This window comes from Pseudomonas sp. NA-150, from assembly GCF_044336365.1.
Lineage (GTDB): Bacteria > Pseudomonadota > Gammaproteobacteria > Pseudomonadales > Pseudomonadaceae > Aquipseudomonas.
Genome location: NZ_CP172305.1, coordinates 6,316,838 through 6,332,239, shown reverse-complemented (window position 1 = coordinate 6,332,239; position 15,402 = coordinate 6,316,838). Strand labels below are relative to the sequence as shown.

At 59.6% G+C, this 15,402-nt stretch carries 13 protein-coding genes; 7 read left to right on the top strand and 6 right to left on the bottom strand.

The genetic code is table 11. From position 1 onward, the window contains the following. Positions 1-65: 65 nt before the first annotated feature. The 5 genes from hslU to ACF0H7_RS29435 form a co-directional block, all read right to left on the bottom strand. Positions 66-1,403 (bottom strand): ATP-dependent protease ATPase subunit HslU, encoded by a 1,338-nt coding sequence (gene hslU, locus ACF0H7_RS29455; RefSeq protein ID WP_397450309.1) that lies wholly within the window; start codon positions 1,401-1,403, stop codon positions 66-68. A 69-nt stretch (positions 1,404-1,472) separates the two neighbouring features. After that, positions 1,473-2,003, bottom strand: coding sequence for an ATP-dependent protease subunit HslV (hslV, locus tag ACF0H7_RS29450; protein ID WP_397450308.1), 531 nt, complete (start codon positions 2,001-2,003; stop codon positions 1,473-1,475). A 200-nt stretch (positions 2,004-2,203) separates the two neighbouring features. Next, positions 2,204-2,899 carry an SPOR domain-containing protein gene (locus tag ACF0H7_RS29445; RefSeq protein WP_397450307.1) on the bottom strand — a complete coding sequence of 232 codons (696 nt, stop codon included), beginning with the start codon at positions 2,897-2,899 and terminating at the stop codon, positions 2,204-2,206. A 1-nt stretch (position 2,900) separates the two neighbouring features. Beyond that, positions 2,901-4,637: an arginine--tRNA ligase gene (gene argS / locus ACF0H7_RS29440; protein WP_397454064.1), complete on the bottom strand. Its 1,737-nt coding sequence runs from the start codon at positions 4,635-4,637 to the stop codon at positions 2,901-2,903. Between the two features lie 211 nt (positions 4,638-4,848). Continuing rightward, positions 4,849-7,068 (bottom strand): primosomal protein N', encoded by a 2,220-nt coding sequence (locus tag ACF0H7_RS29435; RefSeq protein WP_397450306.1) that lies wholly within the window; start codon positions 7,066-7,068, stop codon positions 4,849-4,851. 167 nt (positions 7,069-7,235) lie between these two features. Here ACF0H7_RS29435 and rpmE point away from each other — a divergent pair, with 167 nt between their 5' ends. The 3 genes from rpmE to ACF0H7_RS29420 all read left to right on the top strand — a co-directional run bounded on the left by rpmE (position 7,236) and on the right by ACF0H7_RS29420 (position 9,742). Further along, complete coding sequence (rpmE, locus tag ACF0H7_RS29430; protein ID WP_255881157.1) at positions 7,236-7,466, top strand: 50S ribosomal protein L31; 231 nt, start codon at positions 7,236-7,238, stop codon at positions 7,464-7,466. 23 nt (positions 7,467-7,489) lie between these two features. Next, positions 7,490-8,290, top strand: a complete 801-nt coding sequence (locus ACF0H7_RS29425) for a thermonuclease family protein (RefSeq protein ID WP_397454063.1) — start codon at positions 7,490-7,492, stop codon at positions 8,288-8,290. A 183-nt stretch (positions 8,291-8,473) separates the two neighbouring features. Next, complete coding sequence (locus tag ACF0H7_RS29420) at positions 8,474-9,742, top strand: malic enzyme-like NAD(P)-binding protein (RefSeq protein ID WP_397450305.1); 1,269 nt, start codon at positions 8,474-8,476, stop codon at positions 9,740-9,742. A gap of 141 nt (positions 9,743-9,883) precedes the next feature. On the opposite strand, the gene ACF0H7_RS29415 is transcribed toward ACF0H7_RS29420, so the two are convergent. Continuing rightward, positions 9,884-12,364 carry a penicillin-binding protein 1A gene (locus ACF0H7_RS29415; RefSeq protein WP_397454062.1) on the bottom strand — a complete coding sequence of 827 codons (2,481 nt, stop codon included), beginning with the start codon at positions 12,362-12,364 and terminating at the stop codon, positions 9,884-9,886. Positions 12,365-12,574: 210 nt separating this feature from the next. Between ACF0H7_RS29415 and ACF0H7_RS29410 the strand changes: the two genes are divergently transcribed. Genes ACF0H7_RS29410 through pilP form a run of 4 tightly spaced genes read left to right on the top strand, consistent with a single transcriptional unit; the run spans position 12,575 to position 15,350 of the window. Beyond that, positions 12,575-13,639 carry a pilus assembly protein PilM gene (locus ACF0H7_RS29410; protein ID WP_397450304.1) on the top strand — a complete coding sequence of 355 codons (1,065 nt, stop codon included), beginning with the start codon at positions 12,575-12,577 and terminating at the stop codon, positions 13,637-13,639. After that, positions 13,640-14,206 (top strand): PilN domain-containing protein, encoded by a 567-nt coding sequence (locus tag ACF0H7_RS29405; protein WP_397450303.1) that lies wholly within the window; start codon positions 13,640-13,642, stop codon positions 14,204-14,206. Then, positions 14,203-14,826: a type 4a pilus biogenesis protein PilO gene (gene pilO, locus ACF0H7_RS29400; protein WP_397450302.1), complete on the top strand. Its 624-nt coding sequence runs from the start codon at positions 14,203-14,205 to the stop codon at positions 14,824-14,826. Before ACF0H7_RS29405 ends, pilO begins: the two co-directional genes overlap by 4 nt. After that, positions 14,823-15,350, top strand: a complete 528-nt coding sequence (pilP, locus tag ACF0H7_RS29395) for a type 4a pilus biogenesis lipoprotein PilP (protein WP_397450301.1) — start codon at positions 14,823-14,825, stop codon at positions 15,348-15,350. The genes pilO and pilP overlap by 4 nt, the downstream gene beginning before the upstream one ends. Positions 15,351-15,402 lie beyond the last annotated feature (52 nt).

Sequence of the window (15,402 nt, the reverse complement as noted above, 5' to 3'; positions counted from 1 at the left end):
GCTGCAAGCTACAAGCCGCAAGCGGAAGGTAACCGGCTTGAGGCTTGCAGCTTGAGGCTTGCTTCTTAGAGGATATAGCGCGAGAGATCTTCGTCTTTGGCCAGTTCGCCCAAGTGGCTGTTGACGTAGTCGGCGTCGATGCGGATGGTTTCTGCACCCTGTGCACTGGCCAGGTCGCCAGCACTGAACGACACCTCTTCGAGCAGGCGCTCAAGCAAGGTGTGCAGGCGACGGGCGCCGATGTTCTCGGTCTTCTCGTTGACCTGCCAGGCAATCTCGGCGACGCGCTTGATGCCGTCCGGCAGGAACTCGATGCTCAAGCCTTCGGTCTTCAGCAGCTCGCGGTATTGCTCGGTCAGCGATGCGTGCGGCTCGCTGAGGATGCGCTCGAAGTCCTGTGGAGTGAGGGCCTTGAGCTCGACACGGATCGGCAGACGGCCTTGCAGTTCAGGCACCAGATCGCTCGGTTTGCTCAGGTGGAACGCACCTGAGGCAATGAACAGGATGTGGTCGGTCTTGACCATGCCCAGCTTGGTGTTGACGGTGCAGCCTTCGATCAGCGGCAGCAGGTCGCGCTGTACGCCTTCGCGGGACACGTCAACGCCACCGGAGTTGCCGCGTTTGGCGACTTTGTCGATTTCGTCGATGAACACGATGCCGTTCTGTTCAACGGCTTCCAGCGCCTTGGCTTTCAGCTCTTCTTCGTTGACCAGACGCCCGGCTTCTTCGTCGCGTACCAGTTTCAGTGCGTCCTTGACCTTGAGCTTGCGGGCTTTCTTCTTGCCCTTGCCCATGTTGGCAAACAGGCTTTGCAGTTGGTTGGTCATCTCTTCCATGCCCGGCGGCGCAGAAATATCGACACCCACCGACTCGGAGACTTCGATCTCGATTTCCTTGTCGTCCAGTTGGCCTTCACGCAGACGCTTGCGGAACAGCTGGCGGGTGTTGGAATCGGTGCTTGGCGCGGCGTCTTCGTTGAAGCCGACGCGAGCCGGTGGCAACAGGGCATCGAGGATGCGATCTTCGGCGGCGTCTTCGGCACGATGACGGACTTTGGTCATCTCCTGTTCGCGCAGCAGCTTGATCGCGGCGTCAGCCAGGTCGCGGATGATCGACTCGACGTCACGGCCGACGTAACCCACTTCGGTGAACTTGGTCGCTTCGACTTTGATGAACGGCGCGTTGGCCAGCTTGGCCAGACGACGGGCGATCTCGGTTTTACCGACACCGGTCGGGCCGATCATCAGGATGTTCTTCGGCGTCACTTCGACGCGCAGCTCTTCAGGCAACTGCATCCGGCGCCAGCGGTTGCGCAACGCAATGGCGACGGCGCGTTTTGCATCGTCCTGGCCAATGATGTGGCGGTTGAGTTCGTGGACGATTTCGCGGGGAGTCATAGACATGATGTGTGGCGGTCCTCTAGCTGAAAAAAAGCGCTCATGGCCGCTGCTGCGAGCGGCCTGGAAAACGGCTTATTCGGCGAGGTCCTGCTCCTCAATGGTGATGTTGTGGTTGGTGAACACGCAAATGTCTGCAGCGATATTCAAAGCAGTCTCGGCGATTTCGCGAGCCGACAGGTCGGTTTTCAGCAGCATCGCCCGGGCCGCCGCTTGAGCGTAGGCGCCACCGGAACCCATGGCAATCAGACCATCTTCAGGCTCAACCACGTCGCCGTTACCGGTGATGATCAGCGAGGCGTCCTTGTTGGCGACCGCAAGCATGGCTTCGAGGCGGCTGAGGGAGCGGTCGGTGCGCCATTCTTTAGCCAATTCAACGGCTGCGCGAACCAAATGGCCCTGGTGTTTCTCAAGCTGGCCTTCGAAACGTTCGAACAGGGTGAAGGCGTCGGCAGTCGCCCCGGCGAACCCTGCAATCACTTCGCCGTGGTACAGGCGACGGACTTTTTTCGCGTTGCCTTTCATGACGGTATTGCCGAGCGAAACCTGGCCGTCGCCGGCCATGACGACTTTGCCGTTACGGCGCACTGAAACGATGGTGGTCAAGGGGAGAGTCTCCACGCAGCGGGGCGAAAATGCCCTAGTGCAAACTCATATGGGGGTGGTGATGGGCATTTCAACTGTGGGAGACGAATGGAGGGGGTTGAGCCATACACTGTAGGAGCGAACTTGTTCGCGAGGCGGTGGTTCAGGAACACCGCGTCAAGCCGCTCGCCAACAGGTTGGCTCCTACAGGTCTTGTGGCGCTACTTACCTTGGCGCTGTTGTAACAGCAAGTTGCTAAACCCGCTACCCGCCAGTTGTTTCTGCGCGATAGTCAGCTGTTCACGGTTGCTGTACGGCCCGACGAGTACCCGATACCAGGTCTCATCCTTGACCATCCCCGACTCAACCTGCACCGCCTGACCCAGCAGAATAATCTGCGCCCGCACTTTGTCCGCGTCAGCCTGTTTTCGGAACGAGCCTGCTTGCAGGAAGAACTTGGTCACGGTAGCCGGTGCCGGTTTGGCCACGGTAGGCGCGGGCTGCGGGGTTTGACCACTGAGTGCCGCCAAGGCACGCGTGGTATCGATTTTTGCCGCTTGCTCCGGCGTGACCGGTGCAGCCACTGGGGCCACCACCGGCGGTGTTTTCTCCGGCACGGCTTCGTTCGGCACGATGACTTCCGATTCCGGCAGCAAGGTATAGAAGTCGTACTTCGGCTTCGCCGGTGCCTGAGGGCTCGGCGGCGTCTTGTTCGCTTCGGCGATCTTCGCGGCCTTGGCTTCTTCCTTGGTCCGTTTGACCTCGGTATTGCCGGGTTCGAGTTTCATCAGGAAAACGATAAAGGCGCCGACCGTAAGGCCAATTGCCATCCACAGCCATCCCGGAATCGGCTTCTTTGCCGGTGCTTGATAGCGGCTGGCGCCGCGCTTTGGAGCAGGTTTTTTCGCGGCAGCCAACTTACATGCGCTCCAGAGTTTCCAGACCCAAGAGTTCCAGGCCTTGCTTGAGGGTGCGACCGGTCAATGCGGCGAGACGCAGACGGCTTTGCTGTTGTTCAGGGTTTTCAGCGCTGAGGATCGGGCAGTTTTCGTAGAAGCTGGAGAACAGCCCGGCCAGATCATAGACGTACGCACACAATACGTGTGGCGTGCCTTTTTCGGCGACGTTGTTCAAGGTTTCGCCAAACTGCGCCAAGCGTGCTGCCAGTTCCTGTTCCTGCGGTGTATCGAGCACGATCTGCCCCAGGCTTTCGTCAAACGGTTTGCCCAGCTTGCGGAACACGCCGGCGACCCGAGTGTAGGCATACAGCAGGTAAGGTGCGGTATTGCCTTCGAAGCTGAGCATCAGGTCGAAGTTGAAGCTGTAGTCGCTGGTGCGATGCTTGGACAGATCGGCGTATTTGACCGCGCTGATACCTACAGCCTTGGCAATGCTGCGCAGATCGTCTTCGGCGACGTCCGGGTTCTTCTCTTTAACCAGGGTGTAGGCGCGTTCCTGGGCTTCGTCGAGCAAATCGACCAGCTTGACCGTGCCGCCATCGCGGGTCTTGAATGGACGGCCGTCGGCGCCGTTCATGGTGCCGAAGCCCATGTGTTCCATCTGCATGTCGTTGGTGACGAAGCCGGCGCGACGCGCTACTTCAAACACCTGCTGGAAGTGCAGGGCCTGGCGTTGGTCAACGAAGTACAACGCGCGATCGGCTTTCAGCACGTTGCTGCGATAGCGCACGGCGGCCAGGTCAGTGGTGGCATACAGGTAACCGCCGCCAGCTTTCTGCACGATGACGGGCAGCGGCGTGCCTTCGGCGGTTTTGAATTCTTCGAGGAACACGCACTGCGCGCCATTGCTTTCGACCAGCAGGCCCTTGGCGTCAAGGTCGCGGACCACATTGGCCAGGTCGTCGTTATAAGCGCTTTCGCCCATCACGTCGGCGGGCGTCAGGTTGACGTTGAGGCGGTCATAAATGCTCTGGCAGTGCGACAGCGAGATGTTCTTGAAGCGTTCCCACAGCGCCAGGCACTCGGCGTCGCCAGCTTGCAGCTGGACTACCAGGCCACGGGCGCGCTCGGCGAACTCTGCGGACTCGTCGAAGCGGTGCTTGGCGGCGCGGTAGAAGTTTTCCAGGTCAGACAGTTCGTCGCTGGTGGTCGGCTTTTCTTGCAGATACGCCAACAGCATGCCGAACTGGGTGCCCCAATCGCCCACGTGGTTCTGGCGGATCACGGTGTCGCCGAGGAAACTCAGGACATTGGCCACACCGTCGCCGATCACGGTCGAACGCAAATGGCCGACGTGCATCTCTTTGGCCAGGTTCGGCGCGGACAGGTCGACCACCACCCGTTGTGGCGTGCCAACCTTGCGCACTGACAACTGCGGGTCAGCCAGCGCGGCGTCGAGGCGTGCAGCCAGGGCCTGGGTGTTCTGGAAGAAGTTGAGGAAGCCCGGGCCGGCGATTTCGACTTTGCTGACTTGAGCGTCGACCGGCAATGCCGCCACCAGTTTCTCGGCGAGGTCACGAGGCTTCATGCCAGCCGGCTTGGCCAGCATCATGGCGATGTTGCTGGCGAAATCACCGTGGGTTTTATCTCGCACGTTTTCGACCTGAATCGCCGGCGTCAGCCCTTCAGGCAGCACGCCTTCGTTGACGAGTTGGGTCAGGGCTTGTTGGATCATCTGGCGAATAGTGTCTTTCATGATCTGCTCTTTCGACCGCAAGCGCGGTGGCGCCTGGATGCGCGGGTGGAAAAACTGGGCATTATCCGTTGCGACGGCGGGCTTGCCAACCATGTTGGACATGCGGTTACGTTGTTAGCCAATCCCCTGTAGGAGCGGGCTTGCCCGCGATAGCGGTGTATCAGGTGTACCGAATCAAGTTTGATCGCGGGCAAGCCCGCTCCTGCAGGGTCTAGTACAAGTCCACCGGATCAACATCCAGCGACCAGCGCACTTGCCGTCCACTTGGCATCTGCTCCAGTACCAGCAGCCAGCTTGCCAACAGTTTGTGCAGCGGCGCCCGGGCGCTGGCTTGCAGCAACAACTGCGCACGATAACGACCGGCGCGTCGTTCCATCGGAGCCGGTACCGGGCCCAAAAGTTCGATGCCTTGCAGATTCATCTCGGCCAGCAGGTGTTCGGCCTCTGTGCAGGCGCTGTCGAGGAAGCTTTCGGCTTGCCCCGGCTTGTGTGCTTCGGCCCGCAACAACGCCAGATGCGAGAAAGGTGGCAGCCCGGCAGCCCGGCGCTCGCTCAGGGCCTGTTCGGCGAAGGCGAAGTAGCCCTGTTCGGTCAGTTGAATCAATAGCGGGTGGTCGGCGAGGTGGGTCTGGATGATCACTCTGCCCGGTTCTTCAGCGCGTCCGGCCCTCCCCGCGACCTGCACGATCAACTGCGCCATACGCTCGCTGGCGCGGAAGTCACCGGAAAACAGGCCGCCATCGGCATCCAGAATCGACACCAGCGTTACGCGTGGGAAGTGATGCCCTTTGGCGAGCATCTGCGTGCCGACCAATATGCACGGCTGGCCGCGCTGGATGGTGGCGAACAAAGTGTTCATCGCGTCCTTGCGCGAGGTGCTGTCACGGTCGACCCGCAGCACCGGATAGTCCGGAAACAGAATCCCCAGTCGTTCCTCGGCGCGCTCGGTGCCCGCGCCTACCGGGCGCAAATCGACTTTTCCGCAGGACGGGCAGTGGCGTGGGGTGCGTTCGGAATAGCCGCAGTGATGGCAACGTAACTCGCCATGACGCTGGTGCACGGTCATTCGCGCATCGCAACGCGGGCACCCCGACAGCCAGCCACAGTCATGACACAGCAGCGTCGGCGCAAAGCCGCGGCGGTTGAGAAACACCAGTACTTGCTGGCCAGCCGCCAGAGTTTGGGCGATGGCTTGCTGCATCGGCCCGGAAATGCCGCTATCCAATGGCCGACTTTTCACGTCCAGTCGCAGGAAGCGAGGCTGCTGTGCGCCACCAGCGCGCTGATTCAGGCGCAGCAGGCCATAGCGACCGGTGTAGGCGTTGTGCAAGCTTTCCAGTGAAGGCGTCGCCGAGCCCAGCACAATCGGAATGTTTTCCTGCCGGGCGCGGACCAGTGCCAGGTCGCGGGCGTGGTAGCGCAGACCTTCCTGCTGCTTATAAGAGCCGTCGTGTTCTTCATCGATGATGATCAAGCCGGGATTTTTCATCGGGGTGAACAGCGCGGAGCGTGTGCCGATAATGATGTCAGCCTCGCCGTCGCGTGCAGCCAGCCACGCGTCCAGACGATCCCGGTCATTGACCGCCGAATGCACCAGGGCGATGCGCGCGTTGAAGCGCTGTTCGAAGCGCGCCAGGGTTTGCGGGCCGAGGTTGATCTCCGGGATCAACACCAGCGCCTGTTTGCCGGCTTCCAGGGTTTCACGGATCAGTTGCAGATAAACTTCGGTCTTGCCGCTGCCCGTGACACCCGCCAGCAAAAACGCATGAAAGCTGTCGAAACCGGCGCGAATCGCCTCATAGGCGGCACGTTGTTCCGGGTTCAGCGGCAGTTCCGGCTGGGCCAGCCAGCGCTCGTGGCGTTCGGTGGGCGCGTGGCGGCGGACTTCGACCTGAACCATGTCCTTGGCCAGCAACAGGTTCAGGCTCTCGCGGTTCAGCATCAATTTGCCGAGCAACTGATGCGCCACGCCGTGCGGGTGTTGGCCCAGCGTGGTCAAGGCTTCGCGCTGCTTGGGTGCGCGGGCGATACGCGGGTCGTCGAGGCGAGCGCCGGGAGCGACTTGCCAGAAGCGTTCCTGACGCGATTCCGCCGGTTCGCCCTGACGCAGCAGCACCGGCAAGGCCCAGTTCAGGGTGTCGCCAAGGCTGTGCTGATAATACTGCGCGGTCCACAGGCACAGCTTGAACAGCGCCGGCGGTAGCGGCGCCTGGCTGTCGAGAATGGCCAGGGCTGGCTTGAGTTTTTCTGCCGGGACTTCACTGTGGTCAGCGATCTCCACCAGAATGCCGATCATCTCGCGGCGGCCAAATGGCACCCGCACGCGCATCCCTGGCTGCAGTGCGCTACCCACGACTCCGGCGGGAGCGCGATAGTCGAAGAGGCGTCTGAGGGGGGAGGGCAGGGCGAGGCGCAAAATGGCGTCGGGCACGCGGTGGGTTCTCTGTAACGGTCTGTGACGAAGCGGGGATCTTAGCAGACGACCGGTCTAAAGGTCCGCTTGCGTGATTTGCAATGTCTGGTACTATTCGCGGCCTAATTCCGTGCGGTATTCAGCAATAGTGTTGAGTGGCGGCACGCTAGTCCGAGGAAATACCAATGAAAGCTGATATCCATCCAGTTTACGAAGCCATTGACGCAACCTGCAGCTGCGGCAATGTCATCAAAACCCGTTCTACTCTGGCTAAGCCACTGAGCCTGGACGTGTGCAACGAATGCCACCCGTTCTACACCGGTAAGCAGAAGACCCTGGACGTTGGCGGCCGTGTCGACAAGTTCAAGTCGCGCTTCGGTGCTTTCGGCGCTACCAAAGCTCCTGCTGCAGAGTAAGATTGGCCGCTCTGGTAAGTCGTATCGACTGCTCCAGGCTGCTTAAAAGGGCGTCCCTCGCGGGCGCCTTTTTTATGTCTGCGATTTGGCTGTCGGCGGCGAATGCGCTGTGCCCGGCACCTGAAAACGTCCCGGTGGTTGGCGTGCAGCGGGTGGTCGACGGCGACACCGTGCGGCTGAGTGATGGTCGCAGCGTGCGCATGATTGGTCTCAATGCTCCCGAGTTAGGCAAGAAAGGCCGCTCCTCAGAACCGTTTGCCGACGCGGCCAAGCGTCGCCTGCAAAGTCTGGTGGACGAGAACGGTGGCCGGGTCGGCGTATTGCTCGGCCGGGAGCCAAAAGATCATTACGGTCGAACCCTGGCCAACCTCTATGGCCGCCAAGGTAACAACCTCGAAGCGCAACTGTTGGCCGAAGGCTTGGGCTATCAAGTGGCGATTACGCCGAATGTCACCTTGCTCGATTGCCAGCAGGCCGCCGAACGCAGTGCGCGTCAGGCGGGTCTGGGTGTTTGGCGGAATTCGCCAGTGCAGCCTGTAGGCAAAATCAACGACAGCGGTTTCGCCCTGATCTCCGGGAAAGTCACTCGCGTGCAGCGAAACGGTGGCGGGCTGTGGATCGAGTTGCAGGATTCGCTGGTGCTACGCATCGCTCCTGATTTAGTCGCTCAATTCGATGTTTCCCGCCTCGAGCGCTTGCAGGGCAAGTCCATCGAGGCCCGCGGCTGGGTGGTTGATCGGTCGCGTCGTGGTGGATTGAAGGCGGGGCAGGCACGTTGGATGCTGCCGCTGACGCACCCGGCGATGTTGACTGTTCCTGACTGATAAAAATTGTAGACAGTTTTCTTTTTTATTGTGCACAGTGAGGCCCTTGTGTTCCGGGGCTCTTGGCGTAAAGTCGTAGGGCCGAGGCCTTGACACAAGTGACCGGACAGTCTTGTTAGGACTTTCCTTCTTGCGTATCCTCGTCGGTCCGTCTGTCCCACAGAAAAAAAGCGGAATGCCCACATGTCAGATTTGAAAACTGCCGCTCTCGAATACCATGCCAATCCACGCCCGGGAAAACTGAGCGTCGAGCTGACCAAACCTACCGCAACCGCCCGCGACCTGGCCCTAGCTTATAGCCCTGGTGTCGCCGAGCCTGTGCGCGAAATTGCCCGTGACCCTGAACTTGCCTACAAGTACACCGGCAAAGGAAACCTGGTAGCAGTTATTTCCAACGGCACCGCGATTCTCGGCCTGGGTGATCTGGGCCCATTGGCCTCCAAGCCAGTGATGGAAGGCAAAGGCGTGCTGTTCAAACGCTTCGCCGGAATTGATGTTTTCGACATCGAAGTCGATGCCGAAAGCCCGCAAGCATTCATCGACACCGTCAAACGCATCTCGATCACCTTCGGTGGTATCAACCTCGAAGACATCAAGGCACCTGAGTGCTTCGAAATCGAGAAAGCGCTGATCGAACAGTGCGACATTCCAGTGTTCCACGATGACCAGCACGGCACCGCCATCGTGACCGCCGCCGGCATGATCAACGCTCTGGAAATCGTTGGCAAATCCCTGGAAACGGCGAAAATCGTTTGCCTGGGCGCTGGCGCTGCGGCCATCTCCTGCATGAAGTTGCTGGTGAGCATGGGCGCGAAAATCGAAAACATCTTCATGATCGACCGTACCGGCGTGATCCACTCCGGCCGTGACGACCTGAACCAGTACAAAGCGGTATTCGCCCACGCTACTGACAAACGCACGCTGACTGACGCCCTGCACGGTGCTGACGTGTTCGTGGGTCTGTCCGGTCCGAACCTGCTGAGCGCTGAAAACCTGCAACTGATGGCTAAAGACCCAATCGTGTTCGCCTGCTCGAACCCTGATCCGGAGATCAAGCCAGAGCTGGCTCACGCTACTCGCAGCGACGTGATCATGGCCACCGGCCGTTCGGACTATCCGAACCAGGTGAACAACGTGCTGGGCTTCCCGTTCATCTTCCGTGGTGCTCTGGACGTTCGCGCCAAGCGCATCAACGAAGAGATGAAAATCGCTGCGGCCAACGCTCTGCGCGAACTGGCCAAGCTGCCGGTTCCTCAGGAAGTCTGCGACGCCTACGGCGGCATCAAGCTGGAATTCGGTCGTGAGTACATCATCCCGAAACCAATGGATGCGCGTCTGCTGGGCGTGATCTCCGATGCCGTGGCCAAGGCCGCCATCGAGACCGGCGTGGCGACCCTGCCGTATCCGAAGCACTACCCGCTGAAAAGCGTGGATGAAGTGTTCAACGGCTAAGGCTGTTTAGCCCATAAAAAAACCCTGGCCATTAGCCAGGGTTTTTTATTGCCTGTAGGAGCTGCCGAAGGCTGCGATAAGGCCGGAACGGCCTTCCGGCCGTTGGTTCACAGCCTGCTCCTACAGGATTGCCTGTAGCCCCTAGAACAGATCGATCGGAGCTGACTCATCCGCTGGCAGCGGGCTGTTCGGCCCGGTGCCGCTGCCACCAATCTCGTTCACGCTTGGCGGTGTGTCTTCGCTTTTGAAGAGTTCGAAATACGCGTTCGGCGTGCCCGGTGTCGCAGCGCGGCCGCTGATCGGATCGACCCGCAGGCTGAGGATGCCTTCCGGTTCGGCCTGGACATGCGGCGGCTTGTCTTTCAGCGCGGCGCTCATGTAGTTCATCCAGATCGGCAGTGCCACGGTGCCGCCGAACTCCTGGCGACCCAGGCTTTCCGGCTGGTCGAAACCGGTCCAGACGCTGGTGATGTAGTCCGCGTTATACCCGGTGAACCAGGCGTCCTTGGAGTCGTTGGTAGTACCGGTCTTGCCAGCGATGTCCGGACGGTTCATCGACAGGGCGCGGCGGCCCGTGCCTTTCTTGATCACGTCCTGCAGCATGCTGTTGAGGATGAAGGTCGTGCGGCCGTCGACGATGCGCTCGGCCACTGCCGGAGCTTGAGGCTGCGAAGGGTCGGTGGCGGCAGGCACTGAGGGTGTCGTCGAGTTTGCCATTGCTGAGGTCGAGGCTACGATCGGCGTGTCCTTGACGGCGAAGGTCGAGGTGTCCACCGCGGTCTTGCCATCGTTGGCCGGCACGCTCGGCGGGTTGGCGACGAACAGGGTCGCGCCATCACGGTTCTCGATGCGCTGGATCAGGTACGGCGTAATTTTGTAACCACCGTTGGCGAAGGTGCTCCAGCCGGTAGCAATTTCCATCGGCGTCAGCGTCGCGGTGCCCAGGGCCAGCGACAGGTTGCGCGGCAAGTCCTGCTTGTTGAAGCCGAAGCGGGTGATGTAGTTGATCGCGGTGTCGACACCCAGTGCTTGCAGCAGGCGGATCGACACCAGGTTACGCGACTTGTACAGCGCTTCACGCAAGCGAATCGGACCGAGGAAGGTGTTGGTGTCGTTCTTCGGACGCCAGACCTTGTCCAGGTACTCATCGACAAACACGATCGGGGCGTCGTTGACCAGGCTGGAAGCGGTATAGCCATTGTCCAGCGCAGCCGAGTAGAGGAACGGCTTGAAGCTCGAACCCGGTTGACGCTTGGCCTGCAGGGCGCGGTTGTAGTTGCTCTGTTCGAAGGCGAAACCGCCGACCAGCGCGCGGATTGCACCGTTTTGCGGATCCAGCGACACCAGCGCACTTTGAGCGGTCGGGATCTGGCTGAATTTCAACGATCCATTGGCTTGACGCTGCACGCGAATCAGATCGCCAACTTGTGCGACGTCAGACGGCTGCACAGGGACTTTACCCAAGCTGTTGGTGTTCAGGTACGGTCGCGCCCATTTCATGCTGTCCCACGGCACGAGTTCTTCTTTCTCGCCGTTGTGGGTCAGGACATGCAGGCCGTTTTTGTCGGTCTGGGTGACGATGGCAGGTTCAAGTCCGCTGATGGTCCGCTGTTTGATCAGCTCCTGGACCCAGGCTTCGCGGGTCTTGCCGGCCAGGCGGGTTTCGGGGCCGCGATAGCCGTGGCGCTGGTCGTAGGCAATCAAGCCTTCCTGCACGGCGGTGTTGGCATCTTCCTGGCGATCGCTTGGGACCGTCGTGGTGACGCGGAAGCCTTCGGTGTAGGCTTCGCTGCCGTAGCGGCCGACCATCTCGGCGCGCGCCATTTCGGCGATGTACGGTGCGTTCACTTCAGGCGTCGGCACGTGGTAGCTGGCATTGATCGGCTCAGCCAGTGCGGTCTGGTAAGCGTTTTCGTCGATCTTGCCCAATTTGTACATGCGGCCGAGGATCCAGTCGCGACGCTCTTTGGCGCGGACCGGGTTGGCCAATGGGTTGAAGCGTGACGGTGCTTTCGGCAGGCCGGCGATCATCGCCATCTGCGCGATGCTCACGTCGCGAATCGATTTGCCGTAATACACCTGCGCTGCGGCTTCAATACCGTAAGCGCGGTTACCCAGGTAGATCTTGTTCACGTACAGCTCAAGGATCTCGTCCTTGGTCAACTGCCGTTCGATCTCCAGGGCCAGAAGAATTTCGTTGGTTTTGCGGGAAAAACTTCTTTCGCTGGTCAGGAAGAAGTTTTTCGCGACCTGCATGGTGATCGTGCTGCCGCCCGACTGAATATGGCCGCTTTTCACCAATTGCGAGGCTGCGCGCACCAGGCTGCTGGGGTCGACGCCATAGTGATTGGCGAAGTTGTCGTCTTCGGCCGAGAGCAGGGCGTTGATGAAGTTCGGCGGGATGTCGGCGAAACGGATCGGCGAACGGCGCATTTCGCCAAATTCCGCGATCAATTTGCCATCGCTGCTATAGACCCGCAGCGGAATCTGTAGCTGAATGCTTCTCAGCGCATCCACGGACGGCAGACCGGGGGTCAGATAAAGGAAGACACCGCTCAAAACGAGCAACAGCCCGCAGAACACAGCGACGAATGACCACCAGAAAAACTTCAGCAGGCGTATCAAGGCTTTTGGATTTCCAGAAAAAAGAATGAGTTAAGCGACGGCAGCAAAAAAATGGGCACGCCTGGAAGCTTGTCTTTACGAAAAAAACGCTGGGCATTATAAGCATTTTTCGTGTCCGAGCGTTATTTGCGCTACTGTCTGGACAGATGGCGCGAGATTCAGGCACCAAATAATCCGCAAGTGACGGAAACTCATAGGGAATCGGTTGTGTTCGAACTCTTCAGTAAGAAGGCCAATACCCTTCTAGGGATCGATATTAGCTCCACCTCGGTAAAACTCCTTGAATTGAGTCGCTCCGGCACCCGCTACAAAGTTGAGTCCTATGCGGTCGAACCGCTGCCAGCCAACGCTGTGGTCGAAAAAAACATTGCTGACCTCGACGGGGTTGGCCATGCCTTGTCACGACTGCTGATAAAGGCCAAAACCAGCGCCAAAAGCGTTGCTGTCGCCGTCGCTGGCTCAGCCGTGATCACCAAGACCATCGAGATGGACGCCGGCCTGTCGGACGACGACATGGAAAATCAGCTGAAGATCGAAGCTGACCAGTACATCCCATACCCCCTCGAAGAAGTCGCCATCGATTTTGAAGTGCAAGGCTATTCGGCGCGCAATCCCGAGCGCGTTGAAGTCTTGCTCGCTGCCTGCCGCAAGGAAAACGTCGAAGTGCGCGAGGCGGCCCTGGCGTTGGCCGGCTTGACCGCCAAGGTCGTGGATGTCGAAGCGTATGCACTGGAACGCTCGTTCGGCCTGCTCTCGGCACAGTTGGGGCACGATCACGAGCAACTGACGGTGGCGGTGGTCGACATCGGCGCGACCATGACCACCCTGAGCGTTCTGCACAAAGGCCGGATCATCTACACCCGCGAACAATTGTTCGGCGGCCGTCAGCTGACCGAAGAAATTCAGCGTCGCTACGGTCTGGTGATGGAAGAGGCCGGTCTGGCAAAAAAACAAGGCGGTCTGCCCGACGACTACGTCACTGAAGTGCTGCAACCGTTCAAGGACGCGGTGGTACAGCAGGTATCGCGTTCACTGCAGTTCTTCTTCGCTGCCGGTCAGTACAACACCGTGGATTACATCATGCTGGCGGGCGGCACCGCTTCGATCGCCGGTCTGGATCATTTGATTCAGCAGCGCATCGGCACGCCCACCCTGGTAGCGAACCCTTTCGCCGATATGGCGCTAAGCAGCAAAGTCAACGCAGGGGCTCTGGCCAGCGATGCGCCGGCCTTGATGATTGCTTGTGGTCTCGCGCTAAGGAGTTTCGACTAAATGGCGCGGATTAACCTATTACCCTGGCGCGAACAGCTACGGGAAGAGCGAAAGAAGCGTTTTCTGACGGCGCTGGTCGGCGTTCTGGTGGTTGCGTGTGGCGCGATCTTTCTCGGCGATCAGTACATCAGCAGCTCCATCGAGCATCAGACCGCGCGTAACGCCTACATCCAGAAGGAAATTGCCCTGCTGGATGTGCGAATCAAGGACATCAGCGAGCTGAAGGCACGCCGCAAACAGTTGCTGGAACGGATGAAGATCATCCAGGACTTACAAGGAAACCGCCCGATTATTGGGCGGGTTTTCGATCAGCTGGCGCGAACCCTCCCTGATGGTGTGTATTTCAGCAGCGTCAAAATGACCGACAAGCTCATCAGCATCAGTGGGGCCGCGGAATCCAACAACCGAGTCTCGGATCTGATGCGAAACCTGGATGCATCCGACTGGCTGGACGCGCCCAGTCTGACCGAGGTCAAAGCCACGACGGCGGGCGCTCTGGATCAGGCGAACACCTTCCAGTTGACGGTTCGCCAGACGCAGCCGCCGGTTGAAGGAGTCAAGCCATGAATCCAAGAGAATGGCTGGACGGCCTGCGCAAAATTGATATCAACGACCTCGATCTGAACAACCTCGGCTCATGGCCGGCAGCGGTGAAAACCATCGCCGGTGTGCTGGTGATGGTTCTGGTGTTGGCCCTGGGCTACAACTTTTACCTGAAGGACCTGCAAACGCAGCTCGATCTGTCACGGGCGACTGAAGAGACACTCAAGGGTCAGTTCGCCACCAAGGCGTTCCAGGCGGCAAACCTGGAGGCCTACAAGGTGCAAATGAAGGAGATGGAAAACTCCTTCGGCGCCCTGTTGCGGCAGTTGCCGGGCGATACCGAAGTTCCGGGCTTGCTGGAAGACATCACGCGCACCGGCCTGGGGAGTGGCCTGGAGTTCGAAGAAATCAAATTGCTGCCGGAAGTCACCCAACAGTTTTACATCGAGTTGCCGATTCAGATAACAGTGACGGGCGCTTACCACGACCTGGCGACCTTCGTCAGTGGCGTTGCCAGCTTGCCGCGCATCGTGACGTTGCATGATTTCGAGTTGAAGCCGGTCGAGGCCGGCAACACGCAGAAACTCCGCATGAGCATCCTGGCCAAGACTTACCGCTATAACGAGAAAGGGCTGCAGAAATGAGGGCTGGTGGACTGCTGTGCATCAGTGTGGCCTTGCTCAGCCTGGCCGGTTGCGACAACGACAACCAGTTCAGTGACCTGCAGGCCTATATGAATGAGGTTCGCGCGCGTCCTACCGGTGTGATCGAGCCGCTGCCCAAGTTTCGCCCCTATGAAGCGTTCACTTATAGCGCGGCGGCACTTCGTAGCCCGTTTCAGCCGCCGATCAAGATTGATCTAGCCGCCCGTCAGCACGGTTCGAAGCAGGTCAAGCCGGATGAAACGCGGGTCAAGCAATTCCTCGAAGGTTTCAACATCGAGCAGTTTGAAATGGTCGGCACGATGGCCAACACCTCCGGAACCTTTGCATTGATGAAAGGCGCGGGCGGGGTGTATCGGGTCAAGGTCGGTGATTACCTGGGGCGTAATCACGGGCGCATTGTGTCGATCACTGGTGCGCAAGTCGATGTTATCGAAATCGTTCCCGATGGAGAGGGTGCCTGGCTAGAGCGGCCACGCAGTATTTCCCTCAAAGAACACTCATAGCAAGGGGTGGGCAGCGTATGCAAAACACCCTCGGGTCAGCACAACGGAAATT